The 26,082-nt window shown below is 69.1% G+C and carries 24 protein-coding genes and 2 tRNA genes; 12 read left to right on the top strand and 14 right to left on the bottom strand.

Annotated features, from left to right (window positions below; genetic code table 11):
* Nucleotides 1-12: 12 nt before the first annotated feature.
* The 9 genes from BKN51_RS36060 to BKN51_RS36020 all read right to left on the bottom strand — a co-directional run bounded on the left by BKN51_RS36060 (nucleotide 13) and on the right by BKN51_RS36020 (nucleotide 8,165).
* Complete coding sequence (locus BKN51_RS36060) at nucleotides 13-1,005, bottom strand: DNA cytosine methyltransferase (protein WP_101611845.1); 993 nt, start codon at nucleotides 1,003-1,005, stop codon at nucleotides 13-15.
* Nucleotides 1,006-1,164: 159 nt separating this feature from the next.
* A tRNA-Arg gene (locus BKN51_RS36055) sits at nucleotides 1,165-1,238 on the bottom strand.
* A 42-nt stretch (nucleotides 1,239-1,280) separates the two neighbouring features.
* Nucleotides 1,281-1,370, bottom strand: a tRNA-Ser gene (locus tag BKN51_RS36050).
* Nucleotides 1,371-1,435: 65 nt separating this feature from the next.
* On the bottom strand, nucleotides 1,436-3,091 hold the full coding sequence (locus tag BKN51_RS36045) for a phosphatidylglycerol lysyltransferase domain-containing protein (RefSeq protein WP_101613666.1): 1,656 nt from the start codon (nucleotides 3,089-3,091) through the stop codon (nucleotides 1,436-1,438).
* Nucleotides 3,092-3,124: 33 nt separating this feature from the next.
* Entirely contained in the window at nucleotides 3,125-5,101 is a 1,977-nt protein-coding gene (locus BKN51_RS36040; protein ID WP_101611844.1) for an acetoacetate--CoA ligase, read from the bottom strand.
* Between the two features lie 19 nt (nucleotides 5,102-5,120).
* A complete protein-coding gene (locus BKN51_RS36035) occupies nucleotides 5,121-5,882 on the bottom strand; it encodes an ESX secretion-associated protein EspG (protein ID WP_101611843.1) in 762 nt (253 codons plus the stop codon).
* On the bottom strand, nucleotides 5,882-7,006 hold the full coding sequence (locus tag BKN51_RS36030; RefSeq protein ID WP_101611842.1) for a PPE domain-containing protein: 1,125 nt from the start codon (nucleotides 7,004-7,006) through the stop codon (nucleotides 5,882-5,884). Before BKN51_RS36030 ends, BKN51_RS36035 begins: the two co-directional genes overlap by 1 nt.
* Nucleotides 7,006-7,485 (bottom strand): hypothetical protein, encoded by a 480-nt coding sequence (locus BKN51_RS36025; protein ID WP_233223067.1) that lies wholly within the window; start codon nucleotides 7,483-7,485, stop codon nucleotides 7,006-7,008. The genes BKN51_RS36030 and BKN51_RS36025 overlap by 1 nt, the downstream gene beginning before the upstream one ends.
* 47 nt (nucleotides 7,486-7,532) lie before the next feature.
* Nucleotides 7,533-8,165: a dienelactone hydrolase family protein gene (locus tag BKN51_RS36020; protein WP_101611841.1), complete on the bottom strand. Its 633-nt coding sequence runs from the start codon at nucleotides 8,163-8,165 to the stop codon at nucleotides 7,533-7,535.
* A 97-nt stretch (nucleotides 8,166-8,262) separates the two neighbouring features.
* Between BKN51_RS36020 and hisC the strand changes: the two genes are divergently transcribed.
* A complete protein-coding gene (gene hisC / locus BKN51_RS36015; protein WP_101611840.1) occupies nucleotides 8,263-9,318 on the top strand; it encodes a histidinol-phosphate transaminase in 1,056 nt (351 codons plus the stop codon).
* 48 nt (nucleotides 9,319-9,366) lie between these two features.
* On the opposite strand, the gene BKN51_RS36010 is transcribed toward hisC, so the two are convergent.
* Complete coding sequence (locus tag BKN51_RS36010) at nucleotides 9,367-10,128, bottom strand: sulfite exporter TauE/SafE family protein (protein WP_101611839.1); 762 nt, start codon at nucleotides 10,126-10,128, stop codon at nucleotides 9,367-9,369.
* A 69-nt stretch (nucleotides 10,129-10,197) separates the two neighbouring features.
* Nucleotides 10,198-10,842 carry a GNAT family N-acetyltransferase gene (locus tag BKN51_RS36005; RefSeq protein WP_101611838.1) on the bottom strand — a complete coding sequence of 215 codons (645 nt, stop codon included), beginning with the start codon at nucleotides 10,840-10,842 and terminating at the stop codon, nucleotides 10,198-10,200.
* 74 nt (nucleotides 10,843-10,916) lie between these two features.
* Between BKN51_RS36005 and BKN51_RS36000 the strand changes: the two genes are divergently transcribed.
* Nucleotides 10,917-11,609 carry a FadR/GntR family transcriptional regulator gene (locus BKN51_RS36000; RefSeq protein ID WP_101611837.1) on the top strand — a complete coding sequence of 231 codons (693 nt, stop codon included), beginning with the start codon at nucleotides 10,917-10,919 and terminating at the stop codon, nucleotides 11,607-11,609.
* A gap of 77 nt (nucleotides 11,610-11,686) precedes the next feature.
* Nucleotides 11,687-12,502 (top strand): class I SAM-dependent methyltransferase, encoded by an 816-nt coding sequence (locus tag BKN51_RS35995; RefSeq protein WP_101611836.1) that lies wholly within the window; start codon nucleotides 11,687-11,689, stop codon nucleotides 12,500-12,502.
* A gap of 173 nt (nucleotides 12,503-12,675) precedes the next feature.
* On the opposite strand, the gene BKN51_RS35990 is transcribed toward BKN51_RS35995, so the two are convergent.
* The gene (locus tag BKN51_RS35990) at nucleotides 12,676-13,176 is read right to left on the bottom strand and encodes an FBP domain-containing protein (protein WP_101611835.1); all 501 of its coding nucleotides are present in this window, start codon (nucleotides 13,174-13,176) and stop codon (nucleotides 12,676-12,678) included.
* Between the two features lie 84 nt (nucleotides 13,177-13,260).
* On the opposite strand from BKN51_RS35990, the gene BKN51_RS35985 reads away from it, so the two are divergent.
* Nucleotides 13,261-14,745: an adenylate/guanylate cyclase domain-containing protein gene (locus BKN51_RS35985; protein ID WP_101611834.1), complete on the top strand. Its 1,485-nt coding sequence runs from the start codon at nucleotides 13,261-13,263 to the stop codon at nucleotides 14,743-14,745.
* Here BKN51_RS35985 and BKN51_RS35980 read toward each other — a convergent pair.
* On the bottom strand, nucleotides 14,732-15,769 hold the full coding sequence (locus tag BKN51_RS35980) for a beta-ketoacyl-ACP synthase III (RefSeq protein WP_168214466.1): 1,038 nt from the start codon (nucleotides 15,767-15,769) through the stop codon (nucleotides 14,732-14,734). The two genes, BKN51_RS35985 and BKN51_RS35980, sit on opposite strands and share 14 nt — an antisense overlap.
* A gap of 212 nt (nucleotides 15,770-15,981) precedes the next feature.
* Here BKN51_RS35980 and BKN51_RS35975 point away from each other — a divergent pair, with 212 nt between their 5' ends.
* Nucleotides 15,982-16,455 carry an Lrp/AsnC family transcriptional regulator gene (locus BKN51_RS35975; RefSeq protein ID WP_101613664.1) on the top strand — a complete coding sequence of 158 codons (474 nt, stop codon included), beginning with the start codon at nucleotides 15,982-15,984 and terminating at the stop codon, nucleotides 16,453-16,455.
* Between the two features lie 205 nt (nucleotides 16,456-16,660).
* Nucleotides 16,661-17,065: an SsgA family sporulation/cell division regulator gene (locus tag BKN51_RS35970; protein ID WP_101613663.1), complete on the top strand. Its 405-nt coding sequence runs from the start codon at nucleotides 16,661-16,663 to the stop codon at nucleotides 17,063-17,065.
* A 113-nt stretch (nucleotides 17,066-17,178) separates the two neighbouring features.
* Here the strand turns inward: BKN51_RS35970 and BKN51_RS35965 are convergent, their stop codons facing one another.
* Complete coding sequence (locus BKN51_RS35965; RefSeq protein WP_101611832.1) at nucleotides 17,179-18,273, bottom strand: S1 family peptidase; 1,095 nt, start codon at nucleotides 18,271-18,273, stop codon at nucleotides 17,179-17,181.
* A 472-nt stretch (nucleotides 18,274-18,745) separates the two neighbouring features.
* Between BKN51_RS35965 and BKN51_RS35960 the strand changes: the two genes are divergently transcribed.
* From BKN51_RS35960 to BKN51_RS35935, 6 genes are all read left to right on the top strand, one after another.
* Nucleotides 18,746-21,703, top strand: a complete 2,958-nt coding sequence (locus BKN51_RS35960; protein WP_101613662.1) for a helix-turn-helix transcriptional regulator — start codon at nucleotides 18,746-18,748, stop codon at nucleotides 21,701-21,703.
* A gap of 212 nt (nucleotides 21,704-21,915) precedes the next feature.
* A complete protein-coding gene (locus BKN51_RS35955) occupies nucleotides 21,916-22,767 on the top strand; it encodes an ESX secretion-associated protein EspG (RefSeq protein ID WP_101611831.1) in 852 nt (283 codons plus the stop codon).
* A 30-nt stretch (nucleotides 22,768-22,797) separates the two neighbouring features.
* Entirely contained in the window at nucleotides 22,798-23,211 is a 414-nt protein-coding gene (locus BKN51_RS35950; RefSeq protein WP_174720495.1) for a hypothetical protein, read from the top strand.
* Nucleotides 23,212-23,222: 11 nt separating this feature from the next.
* Complete coding sequence (locus tag BKN51_RS43755; RefSeq protein WP_174720494.1) at nucleotides 23,223-25,244, top strand: hypothetical protein; 2,022 nt, start codon at nucleotides 23,223-23,225, stop codon at nucleotides 25,242-25,244.
* The gene (locus BKN51_RS35940) at nucleotides 25,241-25,570 is read left to right on the top strand and encodes a type VII secretion target (protein WP_101611830.1); all 330 of its coding nucleotides are present in this window, start codon (nucleotides 25,241-25,243) and stop codon (nucleotides 25,568-25,570) included. The genes BKN51_RS43755 and BKN51_RS35940 overlap by 4 nt, the downstream gene beginning before the upstream one ends.
* Nucleotides 25,567-26,079, top strand: a complete 513-nt coding sequence (locus BKN51_RS35935) for a YbaB/EbfC family nucleoid-associated protein (protein ID WP_101611829.1) — start codon at nucleotides 25,567-25,569, stop codon at nucleotides 26,077-26,079. Before BKN51_RS35940 ends, BKN51_RS35935 begins: the two co-directional genes overlap by 4 nt.
* Nucleotides 26,080-26,082: the final 3 nt, after the last annotated feature.

Raw genomic sequence — 26,082 nt, 5'->3', positions numbered from 1 at the left:
ACCTTGAAATCATCAGGCTCCACCGCGTGTCAGCGCGGCACGAATGGCGAGTCCCAACGCGTGTGCGACGGGCGGTGGTGAGGCGTGACCAACCTGGCGGTAACGAACGGTCTTCTTGCCTTCGAACCGCCATTCCGGCGGGAAACCCTGCAAGCATGCGGCTTGCTCGACAGTCAGTTTGACCATGCCGTCCCGGCCGAGCGCCGGGTCCCACACGAAGTCGGAATCCGGCACCTCGTTCGCAACCGTGGCGCCGTTCACACCCATCTTGGCCCAGGCCTGCTTCGACCCCGTGGGGCCGAGATCCGGACCTCCTCGGTCCCACGATCCTCCGACCAAGGTCGGCGCCAGTTTGTTCGCCTGCCGGGCCCACTCGCTCGTATCCTCCCAGCCTCGCGCCTTCATTGACTCTTCCAACGCCTCACCCACTGTCACCGGTGGTTCCAGGCTCGGTTCGGGTACTTCGAAGGCCTCCATGGCATCGCCTTTGAGCGCCACCAGAATGCCTTGCTCACGATTCTGAGGGACCTGGTGGTCGGCCGCGTTGACCACGAACCACTTGTACCGATAGCCCAGGTGGTCGAGTTCCACGTGGACGAATTCCCTCACCGCGCTGTAGTCGTCCTTGGTGACGAGGTCCGGAACGTTCTCGACCAACAGTGCGCGTGGCTGAACTCCATGCATCAACATGATGGTCGCCTTGAGCAACTCCAGCTCGATGTCACTTCCACGAGTCCGGTTGACCGTCGCCGAGGCCTTCACCCGCGGAAGACCGGCGGACAGCAAGTCGACGTCGTAGACCTGCTGGTGTTCTTCTGCGACGAACTGGAGAAGATCCAGTTCGAGGACATCCCATCCAGGACGATTCGCTCGCAGCGTTTGACACGCCACATCGCGATTGTCCAGCAGCAGAACAGGATCGAAGCCCGCCTGTTCCAAACCCAGTGCGAGCCCACCCGCCCCCGAACAGACATCGAGCGAGGAAAATCGTTTTGCTTCCGCCATAGTCCCCACCGAACCCCTCGACCACAGGAAGTGTTTCAGCGTATCCCAGAACAGTGTTCAACGGCACCGAATTGTCGAGGCTTCCACAAGCGTCCACACTGGACAGACAAAAAGGCCCTCCCGCGAACGGGAGAGCCTTAGTGCTGTCTCAACCAGACGTGCGCCCGAAGGGATTCGAACCCCTGACCTTCTGATCCGTAGTCAGATGCTCTATCCAGCTGAGCTACGGGCGCTTGTTCAGTTTTTAATCTAGCACCTGCCGGAACAGGTGCCAGCGGAGGCTCCGGGATTTGAACCCGGGAGGGGGGGTTACCCCCAACCGCATTAGCAGTGCGGCGCCATAGACCAGACTAGGCGAAGCCTCCCAGGTCGAACGACCACTGCCCAGATAGGTTACACACCCCGCGAACCCCCGCGAAAGGGACCCCCCTTAGATCCGTTGCAGCGCTCTGAGCAGCAGCGGAGAGCGCCCACCGAGTCCTTCGGCTTCGAAGACGGCGATGCCGACGCGGGGTAGGTCGCGGGCCGCGGGGTACGCCAGATAGCGCGGGACCCAGCGGGGCTGGAACTTCGCGTTGAAGCGGTAGAGGGTTTCGATCTGGATCCAACGTGAGAAGAATCGCAGCGTCCGGGCGGACAGGCGGGCGACGGGGCCGGCGCCGATGCGTTGGCCTTGTTCCAGGACGGCGCGGAAGGCGGCGAAGTTCAGGGACACGTGGTCGGCGGGGGTCGTCAGAAGCAGTTCGGAGATCATCAGCTCGTTGACGCCGTTGTCCGCGGTCCGGTCGCGGCGCATGACGTCCATCGAGAGGCCCTTCTCGCCCCACGGGACGAACTGGAGCAAGCCGCGAACGCGATCCTCGTGCTCGGCGGTGACCAGGACCGAGCCTGGGTCGCCCATGCGTCCGAGGGCCATCGAGAAGCCGCGTTCGGTGTCGGTGCCGCGCCAGGTGGCGGCGAGGGCGCGGAGTTCGTCGAGTTCCGCGGGAGGCACGTCTTCGGCCTTGCGGACGCGGACGGCGTACCCGGCTCGCTTCGTGCGCGAGACGGCTTGGCGGACGCCGCGCATGGTGCGGCCTTCGAGGGTGAAGGTGCCGGTGTCGACGACGGCTTCGTCGCCGATCTCCAGCACCTCCAGGCCGAAGCGGGCCCAGACGGTCGCGCCCAGTTCCGAGCAGCCCATGGTCGCCGGGGTCCAGGCGTAGCGACGGCAGACGTCGAGGTACTCCTCGATCGCGCCCGGCCACGCTTCCGGGTCGCCGAGGGGGTCCGCCGAGCACAGCGCGACACCGGCGATCACGCGATAGGTCACCGCGGCCTTCCCCGACTTCGAGAAGACCACGAACTTGTCCCTGCGTAGCGCGAAGTACCCCAGTGAGTCCCGTTCGCCCACCAGCGCCCTGAGCCGTTCGATCTCGTCATCGGTCAGCTCCGGCGCGGGTTCGGCCGAGCGGAGCAGGAAGTACGCGGCCAGCAGGACCGCGCCGATGCCGAACAGCAGGCCGACGGCCGCCGACAGGTCCTCCAGCCACAGCGCGTGGAACACCGCGGGGCCGCTGACGCCGACCAGGGCCAGGACCGACTGAGCGAGCCTGTCACCGACGTCCAGGGGCTCCAGCGCCCTGGCGACCGACAGCAGCACGAAGTTGATCGCGACCCCGGCCACCGTCAGCTGCAGGAAGACCCGGACCGCACGCCACCGTCCAGTGACCGGATCGGGGAGCGCGATGAAGTGACGTCGCGTCGCGATCAGGGCGATCAGCAGCGCGAGCGACACGAGGCCGGCGCCGAGGACGTGCCGCAGCCCGAGGTGCGACACGGTCAGCAGGACGGCGGCGGCGACCGCCAGTTGCCAGGCTCGTCGCTTCCGCCGTTTGAGGCCGGCGGCGAGCAACACGAGCAGCACACCGGTCACCAGCGCGACCGTCGCCGCGCCGACCGTGGCCTCGTGCGGCAGTTCCAGCCATTCGGCGACGTGCCCGCGCAGGGTGCGCCGCCCGGCCGGGACCAGCACCGAGACCAGGGCCAGCAGTCCGGCCAGCCGCGTCACCCAGGTGACCACCACCACCGAGGTGGCACCCGCCACCCGCCACGCGCCCGCCAAGTCCCGCCCCTAGGTTCAGCTCCTTGCCAGCTCCACGAACGGTACAAGGGCGTCGGGGTTCAGCAGCGCATCCCGGCTGACGGCGCGGTCAGGTGAAACCCCCGAAAGGATCTTCTTGACCGGAACCTCGCATTTCTTGCCGTTGAGCGTGCGGGGTACCTCGGTCACCTGGACGAACCGGTCGGGCACGTGCCGCGGCGAGAGGGCTCCTCGCAGCTCCTTGCGCAAGGCGGGCTCGACCTCTTCGAGCGAGACGCCGTCGGCCAGGACGAGGAAGCACAGCAGTTGCCCCTCCTCGTTACCCGCCGCCGAAGTGTCGATCACCAGCGAATCCGCGACCTGGTCGAAGGACTCGACGACCCGGTAGAACTCGGCCGTGCCCATCCGGACGCCGCCACGGTTGAGCGTCGAGTCGCTGCGCCCGTAGATGACCGCGGAGCCGCGGCCGGTGATCCGGATCCAGTCGCCGTGCCGCCAGATCCCCGGGTACATCTCGAAGTACGCCTCGCGCAGCCGCGAGCCGTCCGGGTCGTTCCAGAAGAACACCGGCATCGACGGCATCGGCTCGGTGATCACCAGTTCGCCGACCGTCTCCACCACCGGTTTCCCCTGCTCGTCGAAGGCGGCGACGGCGGCGCCGAGCGCGCGCACCGAAAGCTCGCCCAGCCAGACCGGGACGTCCGGGGCCGACGTGACGAACGCCGCGCACAGGTCCGTGCCACCGGACACCGAGCAGATCTGGACGCGTTTGCCGACCTCGTCGACGATCCACCGGAAGCCCTCGACACTCAACGGCGCACCGGTGGATCCCAAGGCGCGCAACGCGGTGAGGTCGTAGCGCTCGGCCGGTTTGATCCCGGCCTTCAGACAGCTCTGGATGTACGGCGCCGACGTGCCGAAGTAGGTGACGCGATGCTGTTCGGCCAGATGCCACAGCACGTTGAGGTCCGGGCTGCCGGGGCTGCCGTCGAAGAGCACGATCGTCGTCCCGGTCAGCAGGCCGGAGATGAGGAAGTTCCACATCATCCAGCCGGTGGTGGTGAACCAGAAGAACCGGTCGCCCGGTCCGAGATCGCTTTGCAGGGCAAGGGCTTTGAGGTGTTCGAGGGTGATCCCGCCGTGCCCGTGGACGATGCCCTTCGGCAGCCCGGTGGTCCCCGAGGAGTACAGGACCCACAGCGGGTGGGCGAATTCGACGGGCTCGAAGGCCAGTTCCGCGCCGGCGTTGTCGGTGAGCAGCGTGTCCCAGTCGAGGGTTCCGTCGAGGCGGCCGCCCGCGTAGTCGATGAGCACGGTCGCTTCGAGCGTGGCGATCTCGTCCCGCAACGAGTTCACCGTCGAACGGCTGTCGAACCACCGTCCATTGTAGACGTACCCGTTGACCGCGATCAGCACCTTCGGCTCGATCTGCGCGAAGCGGTCGGTGATCGCGCGGACCCCGAAGTCCGGCGAGCACGACGACCAGACGGCGCCGAGGCTCGCGGTGGCGAGGAAGGCGATCAGCGTCTGCGGGCAGTTCGGCGCCAGTGCGACGACTCTGTCCCCTTTGGACACTCCCAGCTTCCGCAGGCCCTCCCTCGCGGAAGCGACGGCGGAACGCAAGGCGCCGTACGTCAGTTGTGACGAGAGGCCGTCTTCGCGGTGGAAGATCACGGCGATCTCGTCGTCGGCCTTCGCGGCGCCCGCGACGCCGGGCATGAGCGAGTGCTCGGCGTAGTTCAGCGTGCCGCCCTCGAACCACCGGGCGTTCGGCATCTCGCCGGTGAGCACTTCGCCAGGCTGATCGTGCCAGCGCAGGCCGAGGAATTCGCCGACGGCCGACCAGAACTCCGGTCCGCGCCGCACGGAGAACTCCCACAACTCGTTGTAGTCGTCGACTTCCACGCCGCGTTCGGTGCGCAGCCACTGGCGGAACGCGTCGATCTTGGTGTCGGACAGGCGGCTCGGCTCGGGGCGCCAGAGCACTTCTGGGGCGTCGGCGGTGTGCGTCACCCCGCGATGTTAACCCTCGTTAACCTACTTGGCGAGCCCCTGTGAACAGCTCGTACGCCATCGTCTTGAGGCGCCCCGCGTCGAGCGGGGTGACCGTCAGCCACCCTCGATCGCGACGGAGTCCGTAGCGGCCGTCGGGGGTGTCCACCCAGGTCAGCGTGCCTTCTCCGCGCACCCAGCGGCCCTCCCACGACTTCCTGGCCGCCCCGAGCCGCCCGCTGCCGATCCGCTGCGTCGCGATCCGCACCATCACGATGACCTCGGGTTCGCGCAGCCCGGCGTCGCGCAGGACATCGGAGAAAGCCGGCTGCCCGCCACGCTCCCCCGCCTCGCAGGCCGCCGTGTAGTCGTCGACGCGCAGGTTGACCGAGAGGCCCCGCCCCTGCTCGCATGGCGGCAACGCCTGCAGCAGGGTCGCGGCGACGAGGGGTTCCCGCAGCGCGGACAGCTCGACGTCGGTGCCCGCGACGCCGATCGCGACCGCGCCGCGATCGGACACGCAGCCGACGGCCCGGTACGCGGGATCGCCGTCGAGCCGCAGGTCCAGCGTCAGTTCGCTGTTCGCGAGGGTGTGCAGCAGCCCCACCAGTTCCGGCGCGGGGGCCTCCACCGTGCCGAGGCCGCGTTCCGACAGCGTCCGGCTCGCCGTGCCGACCAGTTCGGCGCGGAACTCCGGCGTCCGCCCGACATGCGGAACCTCCAGCACCGCGGGCAGTTCGTCGCGCCCGTGCGCCGACCACAGGAGGAAGAGCTCGCCGATGTGCAGGCGGATCCAGTCCATCAGCGGCCGCCTCTCGGGTCTTCGCCGATGACCGGCGGGGTCACCTGCCCGCTCAGGCCCCAGATGTCGGCATCCTCGACGAGGTAGTCCGGTGCCTTGTGGTCTTCTTCGCCCTGACGTCCTTGCTGAGGCGCCATCCCCATCGGCATCCCGCCGAAGCCGCCCATACCCGCGGCCGCGGCCCGTGTCCCGGCCACCTGGCCGGATTGCCCCGACGGCCCGAAACCGCCGGCGCCGGATCGGCCGCCCTGCCCGAGTTGCTCTTGGGTTCCGCCGGAGGTTCCGGGCGGTGACGGCACGAAGGCGCCACTGCTCGCGCCGGGCCCGCGCGGCGCCTCGGCGGGCTCCCGCACCTGGATCGGGGCGACGTCGTCGGTGCCGCTGCTGCGGGTCGTGTCGTCCGGTGGCGGCACCGGTTCCGGTTCGGGTTTCGGCCGCGGCTCCGGCTCTTCAGGCGTCTTGAGGAGCTGCGGCTGCTTGCCGTACGAAGTGAAGCGAGGGACGTTTTCGTAGACCTCGCCGGAGCTCTGCTGCATCCGCGTCATCACGTCGGCGGCCTGACGGTGCGAGTCCTGTGCCCTCTCGTCGGTCGGTTCGGCGACGATCCGCCCAGCCTCGGCGAAGCCGGGATTCGAGGGCGCCGATGCCGACATGGCCTGCGTCGAATCGGAGACCGGGATCGGGCGGCGTCTCGGCGGCTCCGGCACCTTCGGCCGAGGGGTGGCTCCCTGCGGCTCGGGCATCGTTCGCCGCGCGGTTTCGGCGATGTCCGCCTGTCGGCGTACGCAGTTCGCGACGTTCTCCGCGCGCCAGCCGGTCTCATCGGCCCAGTCGACGAGCTTGATCGCGGCGTCACGGGCCCTGTCGGCACCCTCGCCCGTCCAGCCGTCGGCGGTGGCGACGATGGCCGCCTTGAGCTCGGAAGCGGCCCTGTCCAGGAACGCGCCGATCTTCGCCCACTGTGCGGCGACGGCTTCCGCGCTCGCCAGGTCCAGCTCGTTGTGGACCATCTCGTAGAGCTCGCGGTGCGAGTAGCTCATCCAGTCGATGTCTGCGCGCAGGTGATCGGGGCCGGGTTGCGGCTCGGGCTCGGGCGGCGGCCACGGCGAGGGCAGGATGCGCATCAGTGCTCGTCCTTCCGCTCGGGTTCGACCATGTCCTCGAGGTCGAACCGGCGGGCGACCCGTTCGAGCTGCTCCTGGCCTTCCTCGTCCGCGGCGACGTACATCTTGCGCGCCGCCATCACGGTGAGCTGGAGGTCTTTGAGCACCACCGCGAAGTCCTTGAGGACGGGCAGTGCCGCTTCGGTCCCCTCGGTCGCCGCGCCCTGGAATCGTTCGCTCATCGTGTGCCCGACGAAGTTGTCGCCCAGTTTCAAGGGCGCTTTGAACTCCGTTGAGTCCTTGATCAGCGCGTTGAGCTCGTGACGCGCTTTCAGCAGCGCGTCGACGAGCTTCTTGGCGGCGTCCTCGGTGACCTTGACGGTCCCCTTCTTGGCAGCGGTCTTGGTGTCCCGGATCTGACCCGCCACCGGCGCCAAGGCCGGCGCCGAAGCACCGAACGCGGCTTGTGGCGTCACGGGCACCTTGGGTGACTGTGCCATTCGACCCTCCCCTGTCACATCTCAGGGGGATGTTAGCGCGAATGGAGTCAGCGTAGGTGGGCGTCGAACCAATTCAACGTGCGCTGCCAGGCCTCCGCGGCCGCATCCGGGTCGGCGTCGAAGCGGTGATTGGCGCCCGGGTAGTGGACGACGTTCGTCGCGACGCTCGCCGTCGCCGCCGCGTCACGCAGCTGTTCGACCTCGGCGCCGCCGGCCTCGTCACCCGAGTCGCCGTACATGCCGAGCCACGGGCTGGTGAGCCGTCCCGCGATCTCGACGAGGACCGGCAACCCGGTGACCCCCTGCCCGCCGACGCTGACCGCCGCGCCCAGCCTGCGGTTCGACGCCACGACCAGAGCCGCCGTCCCGCCGAGGTCGAAACCGACGACACCGACGAGATCCGCCTGGACACCTCGATCACCGAGCCAGGCGAGCGTCGCGTCGGTGGCTTCGAGCAGGTCCTGCTGCGTGAGGTTGTCGCGATCGAGATGCGGGGTGACGGTGAGCCAGCCTTCGCCTGCGAGACCCGCCAGGAGGAGGCTCAAACCCTCTTCGACCTCTTCGGCTTCTTCATGCAACACCACGAGTCCGCCGCGGACGACGCCTTCCGGTTCGGCGAAGGTCAGGCGCAGCGTGTGGCCGTCGGCGTGCTGGTGTTCCACGGTGGTCGTCAGGGTCATTCCTCCATCAGACCACTCTTAGGTAAATATTCGGGGCTTGCCGTTGCGCGGGAGGATACGGTGTCGTTGCCGTCCCCCAGACGTAGGAGCGCCGAAGATGTCCCCTGTTTCGCCGCGTGCGGATCTCGAATCGTTGCCGAAGTACGTCCCTGGCCGGACAATCCAGGGCGCGATCAAGCTTGCGAGCAACGAGGTTCCCGGCGGGCCGTTGCCGAGTGTGGCGCAGGCCATAGCCGAGACGGCACAGGGCATCAACCGGTACCCGGACATCACGGCGTCCGCGCTCGTCGAGCGGCTGGCCCGCGAACTGAACGAGCCGGTCGAGCGGATCGCCATCGGCTGCGGCTCGGTTTCCCTTTGCCAGCAAATGATCCAGGCCCTGTGCGAACCGGGTGACGAGGTCGTCTTCCCGTGGCGTTCGTTCGAGGCGTACCCGATCGTCACGCAGGTCGCGAACGCCGTCAGCGTGAAGGTGCCGCTGACGACCGGGCACGGGTTGGATCTCGACGCGATGCTCGCCGCCATCACGCCGAAGACGCGGCTGGTCTTCGTGTGCAACCCCAACAACCCGACCGGGACCGTCTTGCGGCGCGCGGAGCTGGAGCGCTTCCTCGACGCCGTGCCGCCGGGTGTGCTCGTCGTGCTCGACGAGGCGTACAAGGAGTTCGTGACCGACGTCGAGGTGCCGGACGGCGTCGAACTGGCGCGTGGCAGGGACAACGTCGCGGTGCTTCGGACTTTCTCGAAGGCGTACGGCCTCGCCGGTCTCCGCGTGGGTTACGCGGTGGCGCCGGAAGCGATCACCGTCGCGCTGAAGCAGGTGTACGTCGCGTTCTCGGTGAACCTGATCGCCCAGGCGGCGGCCATCGCCTCCCTCGACGCGGCCGACGAACTGCTGGAGCGCTGCAAGGAGATCATCTCGGAGCGGACCCGCGTGCGGGATGCGCTGGTGGCCAAGGGTTACGAGGTTCCGGAGACGCAGGCGAACTTCGTCTGGCTGCCGCTGGGCGAGCGGACGACGGCCTTCGCGGAACACGCGCTGGAGCGGAAGCTGATCGTGCGCCCGTTCGCGGGCGAAGGCGCGCGAGTGACCATCGGGACGCCCGAGGAGAACGACACCTTCCTCGAAGCGGCCGCGGCTTTCCCGCGCTGACGCACACTTCGGGACAGCCCGTACTCCGTTCGCGGGGTGCGGGCTGTTCTATTTGAGGAGCAACTGCACCATCGCGGCGAGACCGACCACGACGATCACCGCGCGCAGCACGGTCGGCGAGAGCTTGCGGCCGATCTTCGCGCCGAGCTGGCCGCCGATCGTCGACCCGACCGCGAGCAGCGCGACCACGGGCCAGCTGATCGGCGCGGTGAAGGCGTAGATCGCGCCGGCGACGATGTTCACGACGGCGGAGAGCGCGTTCTTGACGCCGTTGAGCCGCTGCAGCGATTCGGACATCAGCATGCCCATCACCGCGACCATCATCACGCCCTGCGCGGCCGTGAAGTATCCGCCGTAGATGCCGATCAGGAAGATCAGGAACAACAGGAGCGGCCCGATCTTGTGGACCTTCCCGTTCTCCTCGCGGCGCTTCGCGACCCAGGCGGCCACTCGCGGCTGCACGATCACCAGCACCACCGCGAGCCCGACCAGCGCGGGCACGACGGTCTCGAAGGCGTCTTTCGGCAGTGAGAGCAGCAGGATCGTCCCACAGATCGCGCCGAGGAACGACGCGACGGCGAGTTTCACGACCTCGGGCCAATAGCCCTTGAGCTCATGGCGATACCCGATCGCCCCGCTGACCGTGCCGGGAGCGAGGCCGATCGCGTTGGACGTCGTCGCCGTCAGCGGCGAATAGCCGAGCGCGACCAGGACCGGGAAGGTCACGAGCGTGCCCGAGCCGACGACCGTGTTGATCGTGCCCGCCCAGAGTCCCGCGACGAAGATCAGGACCGCGTGCCACCAAGTCATAAAGCACTCACTCGCGCACCATAAGCACGGTTACCTCCTTTCGCGCTCTGGATGTGTCTCGTCGAACATTCAAGTGCCCGTTATGCCGTTTTCGGACTCCGGCAAATGCGCCGGAGTGATCTCCGCGGCGACCGTCCAGCCGAGCGTCAGGTACAGCGCCCGCCCTTCTTCCGTCGCGACCAGTACCGCCCTCTCCGCTCCGGCCGCCACCGCCACCTCGTCGAGCCTGCGCATGACGAACCGGCCCAGCCCTCGCCGCTGGTGCTCGGGCTCCGTCACCACCTGGTCGACCACCGCCGTCCCGCCGGCGATCGCGACCCGGCCGGTGGCCGCGCGCGAGCCGTCGGGCGCTCGCACCACGACGTCGGTGACCACGCCGTCGCCGACCAGTTCCGCCCGGTACGGCTCAGGCGCGGGCATCACGGGCCGCATCGCGAGCGGCGTGCTCATCAGATACTCCGGCGGGCCGACCTCCCAGTTCGGCGGCACCGTCTCCACCACCTCTTCACGCGAGCCGCTCACCTTCAGCCAGGTGCCGGGCTCGGTCAGCGCGCGAGCCCGGCGCGCGACCGATCCGGCGTCCGCCAGCACATATCTCACGCGATGCCCCGGACGCCCGACATCGAGCCGGTAGCCGTCCGATTCGGCCACCGGGACCCCGACACCGCGGGAAAGCGCCCACCCGTGCACCCATGCTTTGATCAGCCCTGCCACCCCAGTCATCATTCGATGATGACACCGGTCACCGACATTTCCGGGCGGTTCGCCGAACCTGTCAGGATGAGACCGTGGCCGACGACGAGCGCGAACAGGTGTGGAGCACGACGGTCGATCATCTGCGCACGATGATCGATTCGGGCAGACTCCCCGCCGGATCGAGGCTGCCGGCCGAACGCGCGCTGTGCGAACAACTCGGGATCAGCCGCGGTTCGCTGCGGCAGGCGTTGCGGGTGCTGGATTCCATCGGCTACGTGCAGGTGCGCCCGGGTTCGGGCACCTATGTCCGCGAGAACCTCGGCGAACAGCCGCTCCACACCTGGTTCTCCGAGCACGAGCAACTGGTCGAGAAGCTGTTCGACCTGCGGACCACCGTCGAACCGACACTGGCCGAGCGGCTCGCGCTCGACCACACGCCGCGGGTGCTGGAGCGGCTGGAAAGCACCGTCGACGAGATGGACCGGGCCGCGGCCGACGGCGACATGCTGCGCGTGATCGCGGCCGACGCGGAATTCCACCGGGTGATCGCGGGCAACGCGGGCAACGACGACGTCACCGATCTGCTGCGGTCGGTGCTCTCGCTGGTCGGTGAGGAACGACGGGCCGCGCTCCGGCTTCCGGGGCAGATCCGCAAGGCCGTCGACGAGCATCGCGCGATCCTCGAAGCGATCCGCCGTTCGGACGCGGAGTCCGCGCGGGAGATCACCCGGCGGCATCTGCTCGACGCCAAGACCTACGTCCACGACTACACGACCCGGGATTGACGCTTTCTTGACGGTGACGCCGCCACTGCGCGAGTATCGTTTTCAGAAGTTTGTGAAACTTCTGATGGGGGTGTGCGGTGGAGAAGGTCCGGTTCACCGAAGAGAAGGCGACGATGCTGGCCACGCTGTACGGCCGGGCGCTCGACGCCCGCAGTGAGCGGCCGGTCCTCGGTGACACGGCGGCCGACGAGGCCGTCAAGCAGATCGACTACGACTTCGCTTCGCTCGGCGTCGACGGGCAGCTCGGCTTGACCGTCGCGCTGCGGGCGAAGCCGATGGACGACTGGGCCGCGGCCTTCCTCCGGGAGCATCCGGACGCGACCGTCGTGCAACTCGGCTGCGGAATGGACAGCCGCGTGTACCGCCTCGACCCGCCGCCTTCGGTGCGCTGGTTCGACGTCGACTACCCCGACGTCGTCGCGCTGCGCGGCCGGATCTACCCCGCCCGGGAGGGCTACCGGACCATCGGCTCGTCCGTGACGGACTTCGGCTGGATCGACGAGATCCCGTCGGACAAACCGGGTCTGGTGATCGCGGAGGGCCTGACGATGTATTTGCAACCGTCCGAGGGCGAAGAATTGCTGCGGCGTTTGATCGCGCATTTCCCGCAGGGCGGCGAAATGGTCTTCGACACGTTCAGCAGGCTGGGGATCAAGCTGCAGAAGCTGAATCCCGTGGTGCGCAAGGCCGGGGCGACGTTGTACTGGGGCATCGACGAGATCTCGGAGCTGGAGCGGCTCGGGCTGACGCTGGTCGCGAAGCTCGACTCGACGGATTACGCGACGCCTGAAGTGAAGGACCGGCTTTCGGGATCGATGCGGGCGCAGCTGTGGTTCGCGGGACTTTTCCCGGCGTTCAAGAAGATGGGGCGGATCCTGCGGTTCCGATTCTGAGCCTCGTGGCCCGGAGGCGTGACTCGCGTGATCAGGGCCGCTCCCGACGTTGCGAAAGCCACTTTCGCAACCTTGAAGGTTGCGAAAGTGGCTTTCGCAACGCGCGAAGGCGAGGCGGAGGCACCACGTACCTCGGCGTCGGACCAGCTGGACCGAACGCTTACAGCAGGGTGTCAGCGTGACTCCAGTACCCGCTCCACGAACCGGTGCAGTTTGTCCTCCAGCCGGAGGACGCGTTCCTCGAGCGTCAGCGTTTCCGACGGCTGCGGCACGTCCGGCTTCAGCTCGCCGCGGATGTACTGGCTGCACGCGAGGTTCGCGCACGCGTAGATGCCGAGCGTGTTCCCCTCCCGCCCGGGCTTCCCCGCGCGGCGGCCGGAGAACAGCGCGATGTCGGACAGCGGATGTGTCGTCGTGCACAGGCCGCACATGTTGCTCAGCAGGACACGGCCCTTCGGCCGGGACGCGGCGCGAAGGGACAGTCCGACGGTTTCCCCGTGATAGGGCAGCACGAGATACGCCCTGGCGGTGGCCTTCGGATCACGCCAGCCGAGGAATTCCCTTTTCTCCCAAGGGATCTCGTCCGGGCGGGCGGGCAGGGTGACTCCCTTCGCCTCGCCGCGCGTGCAGTTCACGAAGGACGCCCTGATCTCGTCCTGTCCCAGCGGTTCCATACCGGCAAGGTAGCCACCGCACCCGGGAACCCGCCAACCGTTTTCCGCCGGAGGTCATACGATCACCGGGTGCGCGGGAAGACGATGTCGAGCCGGTTCCGGCTGGTGCTCAGGACCAGTCTCGGTTTCGCCACGCTCGGCATCGGGTCCAGTGTGTGCGGTGCCGGCGTGGTGGCGTTGCTGCTGCTCCTGCAGGGCCTGCCGAGCGAGGTCGGCGATCGCGGCTGGATCCTCGGGGTCACCGCGGCCGGGATCGTGGCGCTGTCGCTGGTGGTCGGCACCCTGTGGACGGCATGGCTGCAGCGGCGCACGGCGGTCTGGTTCGTCTTCGGCCGCCCGCCGACGAAGGCCGAAGCCGCGCGGGCGCTCCGGCTCCCGGTCGACATGGGGATCGTGAGCGGGACGCTCTGGCTGATCGGCACGATCGTCCTCGGGGCACTCGCCAGGGTGCTCGGGTCCTGGATGGACGCGCTCGGGATGGCGCTGGTCATCGGGCTCGGCGGGCTGACCACGGTCGGCCTGACCTATCTCGCCGCGGAATGGGTCGCGCGGCCGGTGATGACGATCGCGCTCAAGGTCACCCCGCCGAAGGGGACGCTCAAGGTCACCGTGCGGACCAGGGTGATCGTCACCTGGTCGCTGGCGAGCGGCGTCCCGTTCCTCGGCGTGCTGCTGGTGGCCACGCCGCCGGACCTCGGCCAGGGCGACCACGTCGCGAGCCTGATCATGCTTTCGGTGATCGGGCTGGGCGTCGGCGCGATCGGGACGGGCCTGCTCGCGAAGGCCGTCGCGACCCCGTTGCACCGGCTCCGGGTCGCGCTCGACGAGATCGCGCGCGGCAACAAGGACATCGTGGTCGACGTCGACGACTCCAGTGAGATCGGCCTGCTGCAGACCTCGGTCAACGACCTCGCCGCCGGGCTCCGCGAACAGGAGCGGATGCGGGACCTGTTCGGCAGGCACGTCGGAGACGAGGTCGCCCGGCACGCGCTCGAGTACGGCGCCTCCCTTTCGGGTGACGTGCGCGAGGTGACGGCCCTGTTCGTCGACGTCGTCGATTCGACGGCCCTGGCCGGCCGCACGCCGCCCGAGGAGCTGGTGAAGATGCTCAACCGCTTCTTCACCAGCGTGGTCAACGCGGTCGGCGCCCGGGGCGGGCTGCTCAACAAGTTCCAGGGTGACGCCGCGCTCTGCGTCTTCGGCGCGCCGACCCGGCTCGCGGACGCGCCGACGTCGGCCCTTTCGGCCGCGCGGGCGATCCGGGACGCCGTCCAGAAGACCGGCGAGCTGGACCTCGGCATCGGGGTCGCGAGCGGGCGGGTCTTCGCCGGTCAGCTCGGGACGAGCAGCCGGTTCGAGTACACCGTCATCGGCGACGCGGTGAACGAGGCCGCGCGCCTGACCGAGCACGCGAAGTCCGCGGGCGGTCGCATCCTGGCCAGCGAGGCGGTGCTCAAGGCCGCGCTGGAGAGCGAGCGCTCGCACTGGGAGCCGTACGCGGAACTGGAGCTGCGCGGGCGCCAGGAACCGACGCACGCCTGGGAGGCGAGCCCGCTCAGCCCGGAATGACGTCCGGCCAGCTCAGCAGCGTCGAGCCCCAGGTCAGACCGGCCCCGAAGGCGCCCATCACGACGCGGTTCCCCGGCTGGAGCGTCCCGTCCTTGACGGCGTCGGCCAGCGCGATCGGGATCGACGCGGCACTCGTGTTGCCCACCTTCTCGATGTTCGAATACATCACGTCCTCCGCGAGCCCGAGCTGCTTCGCGCAGGTCTGCAGGATGCGGATGTTCGCCTGGTGCCCGATGAACCGGTCGATGTCGCCGACCATCCATCCGGCGGAATCCAGGACCGCGCGCGCCGACTCGGCCATCCGCGCGCAGGCGTGGCGGAAGACTGTCTGGCCCTGCATCACCAGATAGTGGTCACGCGGGTCTTCCGAGCGGCGGTTCTTCGCGCCGCCCGCCTCGACCCACAGCAGCTCCGCGAGCTCGCCTTCGCTGTGCAGGTCGAAGGCGCCGAGCGCGCCGAGTTCGCCGGGCTCACCCGCCCGCAGCAGGACCGCGCCCGCGCCGTCGCCGAAGATCGGCACCGTGCCGCGGTCGTCCGGGTCGACGAGCGAGGTGAAGACGTCCGCCCCGATCACCAGCACGCGCCGCGCGATCCCGGCGGCGATCAGCCCGGCGCCGGTGGCCAGCCCGTAGATGAACCCGCTGCACACGGCGTTGACGTCGAACGCGGCGACACCGTTCAGCCCGATCTTGGTCGCGACCTGCGGCGCGCTGGCCGGGCACAGCTGGTCGGCCGTCGACGTCGCGAGCACGACGGCGTCCGCGCCGTCCTCCCCGGCGGAGGCCAGCGCCCGGCGTCCCGCCTCGGCGGCGAGGTCCACAGTGGACGTCCCAGGGTCGACGACGCGGCGTTCGGCGATGCCGGTCCGCGAGCGGATCCACTCATCGGAGGTGTCCAGCCGCTGGGCGATCTCCTCGTTGCCCACCACGCGCGGAGGCAGCCAAGAGCCGAGACCGGCGAGAACGGCCGCCTGAGATGAGGGCACCAAGAAATCCTTTCGCGGGGAAAAAGAGAGGTCTGCCATTCACTTGTAAGCGCTACCATTCAGTAGACCCGTCAGTTGTGTTCCGGGTCACATTTCAAAGAATCCTCACCTTTCCCCGGCGCACTGTGCTCGACCGGCGCCACCTGCGGCCGAGCAGGCGGAACGGGGTCCGGAGGTGGCGTGATCCACACCGCTCGTGAGCGCGATCAAAGATCAGGCGCCCGGACGAGTCGTCCGGTTAGCCTGACGTGGTGCACACACCCGACCTCGACCGCCTGGACGTCGCCATCCTGGCCTGCCTGCAGTCCGACGCCCGCACGATCGCCGAGAGCATCGGCGCGAAGGTGGGCCTCTCCGCCGCCGCCGTGCAGCGGCGGATCAAGCGGCTGCGCGAGGCCGGGGTGATCGAACGCGAGGTGGCGGTGCTGTCGCCGCAGGCGCTCGGGCTGTCGATGACGTTCGTGGTGATGGTCGAGATGGAGCGGGAGAGCCTCGCGGTGCTCGACGGGTTCCGGCGGCAGGTGCTCGCGGACGACAGCGTCCAGCAGTGTTACTACGTCACCGGCAACGCGGACTTCGTGCTCGTGGTGACCTGCCGGGACATGGCGGACTTCGAGGCGTTCACGCGGCGGATGTTCTTCGACAACCCGAACGTGCGGCACTTCACGACGTCGGTGACGATGGACCGGGTCAAGACCGGACTGACCCTGCCGCTGGAGCCCTGAGCAGTCCAAAAAGGACACCTCGACCTCGTCACCACGGGTATCGGCCCGAACGCAAGGGGTCTGTGCCCGGCGTTACACCACTATGGACAGGTGCAGCCGATAGCGTGAACGTGGCGATAGTCGCGTCATTCGGCCCGTGCCCGGCCATCTCCTCCCCGAGACGAAAAGTTCGCGCCGCGCGAACCACGAGCACCGAGGAGTGGCCGTGCACACCGACGCAATTCACCAGAGCCAGTTCGTTCTGCTGAACAACAGCAGCACGCCCGTTCTCTCCCGCCTGTCCTTCCACGTGGCGGAGCCGTACGCGGTCACCGTGGCGTTCCGGACCGAGCGCGGCCGGTGGGTCGAGTGGACCTTCGCGCGTGAGCTGCTCGCCGCCGGTCTCACCGACCCCGCCGGTCTCGGCGACGTCCGCGTCCGCCCCGACCTGTCCGAGGACGAGGCCATGTTGACGCTGGAAATCGAGTCACCCGACGGTTATGCGTCGTTCGAGCTCGAGCGTGAGGACGTCGAGTCCTTCCTCGGCTCGACCTTCGAGCTGGTCCAGCTGGGCTCCGAGAGCGAGTACTTCGACGTCGAGGCCCTGATCGAAGAGATCAGCAACGTGTAACCACCCGAACCACCGCTCCCGCGGTACGAAAGACGAAGGGCGGCCCGAGTGCGCTGGAGGCACTCGGACCGCCCTTCGTCCTATTCGGTGGTTCTCGGCGACCGGGGGTGGAGTCAGCCGAGGACCAGGGAGGTCCCGGTCGCGGACAACGCCGGCCGGACCGGGAAGAAGTACGTCACCGAGCTGTTACCGCCGGACAGCATGCCCTGGGCCTGGTTGCCCGCGATGAACGAGCCGCCCGAGTCGCCCGCCTGGGAGCGCACGTTGGTGGCGGTCATGCCGTAGACCGTGCCTTCGGCGTAGCGGACGGTCTGGTTCTTGGCGCCGACGGTGCCGCAGGTCCAGCCGGTGGTCGAGCCCGACTTACAGACCGAGGCGCCGGTGGCCGCCACGTTCGAGCCGCTCACGCGGGTGCCGTTGTTGATGACGCCGCGCGGCGTCCAGTTGCTGTTGACCCGGACGCTGGCGTAGTCGTTGCTCGGGAAGCTGACGCGGGAGAACGAGCCCATCGCGACCCGGTTGGAGCCGGTGACGGTGCCCGGGCCGCAGTGCCCGGCGGTGAGGAAGCCGCCGCTGACCGAGAACCCGATCGAGCACCGCGAAGAGTTGTTGATGTAGTAGGCGTCGCCACCGCGGACGTCGTACTTCAGGGTCGGCGCCGAAGTGGTCTCGACCACCGCGACGGCGGTCTTGTCGACGCCGGTCTTCTCCAGGTACGAGTCGACGACGCCGCTCTTGCCCGGCAGTACGTTCAGGGTCACGCGGTTGGTCTTGGTGTCGACGCCCCAGCCGGTGATCGCGCCGTCCGCAGCGCGCTCACCCGCGTTCAGTTTGTCCACAGTGGAATCGAGCTGGGCGGCCGAGAAGCGCACCAGTTCCGCTTCCGCGCCGCTGGCGGCGACCTGGCCCAGCTTCGCCGCGTCCGTGACACCGACGCGGAGCTTGCCGGTGGCCTCGTTGTAGCTCGCGCCGCCGAAGCTGCCGGCGAGCGCCGAGGCAAGTGACTGTTCGAGAGCGCCGGCGGCGGTCTCGCTCTGGATCCTGGCGAGTGCCTGGCCGGCGGTCAGGCCGAGGTCCCGTTGCAGGGCGGGAACCATCTCGGTGTTGAGCAGGGTGTCCGAGGACGCTGCCGCGGGGGTACCCGTGACGAGCGCACCGGTGGCCAGTGCTGCCGTGGCGGCCACACCGAGGAGCTTCGTGATCTTCATGCTTCTCCCTCGTCATCACGCACGGCTCCGGTTCGCCATGCGATAGCCCTCCCCCGACGGGTGAGAGTTCTGGAACGGGACGAGGTCCGCAATCCGGGTCGGCGCGGGATAGGTATACCCATTCTTCGGGAACCGAATCCCCTGCTCCAGGGGTGGTCACCTAGAGCTGGCACCCGTACGGACACGTCCGTAAGTAGGGATTCCTGTGAATACCTTGCGTAGTCATGGCCACCCCCTGAACGTGGGATGAATCGCCGGATCGGGTTTTTCGCCGATGTTTCGAGGGTCTGGTGATTTTCCAACCGACGATCCGTCAGCCAACCGGTGACGGTGCGTTCGCGGACGGCCTAACGGGGTGCCCGTGCTGTCCGTGTTGGGTGGTTTACGACCAGGTAGGCAGTGCTTAGGCTCCGCAGGACAACGCACAAGATCGTGTCGGGCTCAGCGGGAACTCCCAACCGAGGAGCGCATGATGTGGCTTGCCACCCCTCGCCCGACCTCGGTTTCGGTCCGCGCCGGATCGACGGCACTCGTGGGCCGCGACGTCGAGGTCTCGGCGATCGTGAAGATCCTGCTGCGCCGTCCCGCCGCCGTGCTGATCGAAGGCGAACCGGGGATGGGCCGCAGCAGGTTGCTCGAAGAGCTGGCCGGACGCCGTGAGTTCGCGGCGGGCCGGGTGCTCTCGGGTGCCTGTCAGCCGATGCGCGAGCCGTTCCCGTTCGGTCCGGTGCTCGAGGCGCTGCGGTCGGCGGGCGACCGCCCGCTCGGCCCGCTCAGCCCGGTCGCCGGGGTGCTGAGACCCTTGCTGCCCGAACTCGCGGAAAGCCTTCCACCCCAACCGGAACCACTCACCGACCCGTGCGCCGAACGGCACCGCCAGTTCCGCGCCGTCCGGGAACTCCTGATCGCCTGCGGGCCCGCGCTCGTCCTGATCGACGACCTCCAGTGGGCCGACGAGGGCACTCGTGACCTGATGCGGTTCCTCGCCGCGGCCATGCCCGCCGAACTGGCCGTCGTCGCCGCGTACCGGACCGGCTCGCCGTCGAGGCACGGAAGCGCGGGCATCCCGTTCCGCACCCCGCCGAACGTCCAGACCGCCCGCGTGACGCTGGGTCCGCTCGACGTCGAGGCCGTCGGGAAGCTGGCCGAAGAGCTGCTGGACCTGCCGCGGGTTTCCGCGCCGTTCACCGCGAAACTCCACGAGAGCACCGCCGGGATCCCGTTCGTGGTCGAGGAGACCCTGCGGGCGCTGCGGGACGCCGCCGGACGGCTGCCGATCGGCGAAGTGCTTTCCGACCGGCTGCTGGAAAGCCTCGAAGTCCCGATCTCCCTGCGCGAAGCCATCACCGAACGGCTCGAAGGGCTGCCCGAACCCGCGGTCCGGCTGGCCTGCGCGGCGGCGGTGCTCGCCGTCCCGTCCGAACCCTCGGTGATCGGCGAACTCGCCTGCCTCTCCGGTGACGCGCTCCGCTCGGCCCTTCTGTCCACTTTGGATGGCGGGGTCCTCGGCGAACTCGGCGGCGACCGCTACGGCTTCCGGCATCCCTTGGCCCGCAAGGCCGTCTACGACACCGTCAGCGGTCCGGAGCGCACCCTGCTGCATTCACGCGCCATCCAGGTGCTCGCCACCCAGCCGGTCCCCCCGCTGACCCAGCTGGCGAACCACTCGCGCGCGGCGGGGCGGACGGAGCAGTGGCGCCACTACGCCGAAGCCGCCGCCGACGAGGCCATCGCCCATGGCGACACCTCACGCGCGATCGATCTGCTCCAGTCGGTCCTGGCCGAGGCCGGCCTCGGCGAGGACGACATCGCCCGGCTGGCCACGAAACTCAGCCAGGTCGCGCTGCGCGGATTCCGCCCCGACGTCATCGAGACGCTGGAGCGGATCCTCGAAGACCTCACCGAACTGCGCCCGAGCGTGCGCGGGACGATCCGGCTCAGCCTCGGGATGCTGCTGGTCCGCACGATCGGGCGGCTCGGCCGCGGCCGGGTCGAGGTGGAGAAGGCGATCACCGAACTGGTCGACGAGCCGGAACTGGCCGCCCGCGGGATCAACCTGCTCGCCCAGCCGATCGACGGGCTCACCCCGTTGTCCTGGCACGAGGTCTGGATGGAGCGCGCCCGCGAGGTCTTCGACCGGATCGAAGACCCGGAACTGCGGCTCGCGCTCCTCGGCGACCGGATCTCCACCCAGGCGCACATCGGCGACGGGGCGGCCTGGGCCGAGTTCACCCGGCTGCCGGACCAGGGCAGCGGCGTCGCCGAACGCGTCCAGCTCGCGCGGCTGTGGTGCAACCTCGCCGACGCGCAATCCTGGGCCGGCCATCTGACCAGGGCCGAAAAGCTGGTCACCGAAGGGATCCGCCGCGCGACCGACGCCGGCGCGCTCTACGCCGCCGGGCTCGCCCAGGGCACCCGGGTCCGGCTGGACTGGGTTCGCGGCAACTGGTCCGGGCTCGCGGAGACCACCGAACAGCTCCGCGACGGCTATCCCGACCTCGGCCCGATCGTCATGGAGTCCTCGCTCGTCCTCGGCGGGCTGGCCGCCGTGCGCGGGGAATTCGCCGCCGCGCAACGCCATCTGACCGCGGCGAGCGTGCACGCCCCGGAGCACGGCCCCATCCCCGTCGTCCTTTCGGCGGCGGGAGTCCTCATCCGGGTGCTCCTCGCGACGGAAGACGTCGACGGAGCGTGCGCGGCGGCCGACAACGCCGTCGCGGCGGCCCGGCGCAAGGGTGTCTGGGTGTGGGCGGCGGGGCTGGTCCCCGCCGCGGCCGAGGCCTACACACGGGCCGGGCGCTGGTCGGAGGCGGACGCCGTGGTCGAGGAGTTCGCCCGCGGCGTCGAGGGCAAGGACTCGCCGGTCTCCCGGGCCGCGCTGCTCGCCGGCCGGGCGATCCTGCTCGACGCGCGCGGCAAACACCCCGCCGCGGCAACGGTTTTCGACGAGGCGGCGGCGGGCTACGAGGCGCTGCCGATGCCGTACCAGGCCATCGGCGCCCGGGAGCGGGCGGCACTGTGCCGTCTCAACGCGGGCCGTCTCACCGCGGACCGGCTCACCGCGGACCGGCTCGTCGCGAGCAGCCGCCCCGCGATCGAGGAGCTCGCGGCGGCCGCGGAGGCCTACGAGCGGCTCGGCGCGACCAGGGACGCTGGCCGGTGCCGCCACCTGCTGCGGGAGCACGGCGCGTGGGCGCCCTCGCAGCGCGGGCGGCGCGGCTACGGCCAGGAGCTCTCGCCCCGTGAACTCGAGGTCGCGAAGATGCTTTCCGACGGGCGCACGAATCGGGAGATAGCGGACGGACTGTTCCTTTCCCCGCGTACGGTGGAACAGCATGTGGCGAAAGTCCTACGGAAACTCGGCGCCCGTTCGCGGACCGATGTGGCCCGCCGGATGACGACTTACGCACCGGCGACGGCCGACCGGTAGCGGCCCGCTGAGCGGCCGTTATTCCTTTAGGGGCAAGAAAAGTGCCCGATCGGGCATGGTGATCCATTCCATCGGGTTCAGCGGTGTTCGTATGGTTCCGTACAGTCATGCGCTGTGCTAGTTTGTTTTGGCCATTAACAAAGTCGGCCCCCTCTATGCAGGTCAGCCGATCGGGACGGGGTCCGACCCCCGTGAGGGAGTAGCGCAGAAGCATGGCTGAACGAGCCGATTTCGCGCTGGGGACGGTAGAGGCGACTGTGGTCGGGCAGGCGCTGGGCGTCGATGTCCGGTTGTTTCCCTTGCGCGTCCAGAACACTTCGATCGACCCGGAGCGGTACGCCGCGGTCATCCGGCGGGTCTACACCGATCTCGAGCAGCGCCGCCTGTCGATCAACGGCGAGCTGAGCCCGGCCATCCGCACCGCGTTCGAGCTGCTCTCGAACCACCGGATCACCGTTTCGATCAACGGCATCGACGGCATCGGCCAGGACATCGCCGTCCTCACCCTCACCGACGGCAGGCAGGCGCTCGGCATCACGCAGGCCCACGGCGACGACCTCCTGCAGTTCGCGCTCTTCTCGGACGAAGAGCTGGTCGAGGTCCTCTCCGGGGTCCTGCCCCGGATGCGGCCCGCGTCGACCGGCCGCCGCACGATCGTGCAGAAGGAGGAGCGCGCCGTCTCGGCGATGACCGCGCGACGCCAGGCCGAAGCCGAGTTCGACGAGGAGGAGACCGACGCGTTCGGCAACCTCCAGTTCACCGGCGTCGTCCGCGCCAGGACCGAGGCGCCGGCCCCGCGCAACGACGAGAGCGACCTCGAGGTCCTGGAGAAGGTGCTGTCCGGAACCCGTCTCGGCGGCGGGCACATCATCGTGAGCGGGATCGGCCGCCGCGGCGAGCGGCTCCGGTCGACGCCGTTGAGCTGGCTCGACACCGAAGACGGCCGGTACTTAGTCTGGACCGAGACCGACGAAGCCTCGGGCGCCGTGATCGGTCACTACGACCCGGCCAGTCAGGCGGGCGTGGCGAACTCGATCCGGGAAGCCATCGCTGACATCTACTGACCCTCCTGAACCCGGCGAGAGGATCCTCCGTTGACCGAGGAAGCACAAGAACTGAAGCCGGTGACGGCGTGGCAGCCGACGAAGATGCTCGCGGGCGCGCAGCTGAAGCGCATGGCGGTGCAGGGCGGTTTCGCCGTCGACGAGAGCACCGGCCAGGAGATGATCCGGTCACTCCAAGGTGTGATCGACAGCCTCGAAGAGCGCTGGAGCGCGCTGACCAAGCTGCAGAAGTCGCCTCCGATGAGCGACACCGCGACCGCGCGCTGGGTCTCCCAGCACATGCAAGGCACCGCGAACGACGCGCAAGGCCTGCTCACGCAGCTCCAAGCCGCTCGCGCCGAGTTCCCGACCTACGTCGAGGCGATCGAACTCGCCAAGAAGAACTACCGCGAACGCGATGACGAGAACCAGCGCAACCTGACGCGGATCGACACCGAGATCTAGAGGAGAGACCCGTGACCGAAGCCGCGGAGAAGACCGCGAAGGTCTCCGACCCCGCCTCGCCCGACTACAACAAGCTCGACCCGCACTACGACGTCACGGCCGATTCGTCGTCCGCTTATTACGTCGGGCCGCTGGCGGACGAGGCCGCCTCCGGTGACGAGATCCGGGCCGGGGCGGCGGCGGGGACCAACGTCATCTTCAATCTCCTCGGCTGGGGTGACACGGCGCTCAACGGCTTCAAGGACCAGTTCACCCAGAAGATGTACGAGGGGCAGCTGGAGAAGGCGCGCGACGGTCTCGACAAGGATCTGGAGATCCGCAAGCCCGGCGAGCCGCCGTCCACGGTCTGGAGCAACGCCACCCACGAGCAGATGCAGACCGTGATCGCGGGCAACGCGGATCCGGCCGCGGTGGGCGAGACCTCCGAGGAGTGGGTGCGGGCGGGCAACGACCTGGCCTCGCACCAGCGCAACCTGGCGAAGGCGATCAACGCGAGCACGGGCAACTGGCAGGGCGAAGGCGGCGACGCGGCCCGCGAGCACCTCGCCGGGGTCGGCAAGTGGCTCGGCTCGACAGCGAACGGCGCGACACTGACCGGTCGTCAGCAGCAGATCCACTCGCAGACGCTGAACGAGACGCAGAAGCTGATGAAGGCGAATCCGCCGGTGGCGTTCAGCGTGCAGGAGGCCAACGCCAACCTGCAGACGATCAAAGACCCGCAGCAGTACATGTCGCAGCTCGGCAAGGATCTCGAGACCTTCAAGAAGCAGCAGGACGCGCGCGACCAGGCCGCGAAGGTGATGACCGAGTTCGACAGCACGGTCGGTTCGGCGATCGCCACCCCGGCGTTCCCGCCCCCGCCGAAGCTGCCGACGGCGCAGGCGACCAGGCAGCTGCGGGGCACTCCGATGTCCGGCGGCGGTGGCGCTTCGCCGGCCTCCCTTCGCGACCGCATGTCGCCCGAAGGCGCGGACGGCACGCAGAGCCCCAGCCCCTTCAACGCGGACTCGGACCGCACGCGCCCGGACGGCATCGCCGCTTCGATCGACGGGTCGCCGCAGGGCGGTCCCGGTGGCGGGCCCGGCACCGTGTCGCCCTTCAGCTCGCCGAACGGCGGCCCGGGCGGTGGCGGTCCCGGCGGTGGCCCCGGTGGCGGCGGCTTCAGCGGCGGCGGTTTCCCCGGTGGCGGCCCTGGCGGCGGTCCCGGTGGCGGCCCCGGCTCGAACCCGGCCATGCCCAACATCAACATCCCGAACGGGCCGGGCGGTGGCGAGAGCTACCGTGCCCCGGCGGCGACTTATCAGCCGCCGAACATGCCGAAGATCGACGAGGGCACGCACACCACGGGCTACACGCCGCCGTCGGTGACGCCCCCGTCGTTCAACCCGCCGAACATCCCCATCCCCGAGTCCGGTGGCCCGCGCCCCGGCGGCGGTCTCCCGTACAACCCGCCGAACATCGGGATGCCGAACATCCCCGGCGGCGGACCGGGACCGGTCATGCCGAAGATCCCGCCCATGCCGCGACCGGGTGGCATCGGCGAGCGACTCGGCGGGCCGACGTTCCCGGACCCCTCGTCGGTCAAGCCCACGCCGTACACCTCGCCCAAGTTCGGCATGCCGAACATCCCGGGTGGAGGCACCGGCGGTAGCGGAATCGGTGGTACCGGCGGCTTCGGCGGCGGTACCGGTGCGGGCGGCTCCGGTGCGGGCGGCTCGGGCGCAGGCGGTCTCGGTGGCGCCGGAAGGTCGACGGGCGCGCTCGGCATGGGCGGCGCCGCGGGCGCGATGGACGCCGAGGCGGCAGCGGCCCGTGCGGCCGGTTCCGGTTCCGGTTCCGGCAAGCCGGGCACCCCCGGCGGCATGGGCCCGATGGGTGGCGGCATGGCGCCCGGTGGCAAGGGGAAGGGCGAGGACGACAAGGAGCACAAGGCCGCCGACTACCTCGAATCCGACGACCCGTCCTTCTTCGCCGCCGACGAGATCGTCGCACCGCCGGTGATCGGTGACTGGAAGAACAAGGACTGGAAGTGACGGCTTCGTTCGAAGTCGATCCGGACGACCTGACCGCGCACGCGAGCCATCTCGAAGGGCTCGTGGACCGGTTGGACACCGCGCACGGCGCGACCGGATCGGCGATGTCGGCAGACGCGTACGGCCTGCTGTGCGCGTTCCTGCCGCCGATCGTCAACCCGACCGGCGAACGCGCGGCGGAGGCGATCAAGTCCGCCGCGGAAGGGATCCGGACGACGGCGGACAACGTCCGCACCGCCGCGAAGTCCTATGTGGAAGGCGACAAGAACAACGCGGAACCGTTCAACGCCGACTTCAAGGCCTTGGACATCGGAGGAAAGAAGTGACCCGCCCGAACGAACTCGGGGATCTCATCCGGGATCCCGACGAGGCACAACGCAAGATGGACCAGTGGGCCCAAGGGCTCGAAGACAAGGCACAGCGCTACGCGGCCGCCCAGGAGCGGACCGAGCAGTTGCGGCTGACCGCGTCCAGCTCCGACGGTGCCGTCAAGGTGACCGTCGGGGCGGACGGCGGCGTGACGGGCCTCGAATTCGGGACCAAGGCGAGGACGTACCCGCTGGAGGAGCTGTCGCGGCAGATCCTCACGACCATGCACCGGGCGCAGGCCGGGATCTCGGGTCAGGTCGCCGAGGTCATGCAGGAGACGCTCGGCGACGAGGACCAGGAGACCCGGTCGCTGATGATCGGCACCCTGCGCAGCCGCTTCCCCGAAATCGAAGAGGAAGAGCCTCCGGCGGACGACGCTCCCCCGGCTCCGTCCTCCGACACCCCGCAGGCGCCTCGTGACAAGCGCCATGAAGCACCGGACGACGAGGGCAACTCACCCTGGTGAGCA

It is taken from the genome of Amycolatopsis sp. BJA-103 (assembly GCF_002849735.1).
Taxonomy (GTDB): domain Bacteria; phylum Actinomycetota; class Actinomycetes; order Mycobacteriales; family Pseudonocardiaceae; genus Amycolatopsis.
This window is presented reverse-complemented; position numbering and strand designations above follow the sequence as displayed.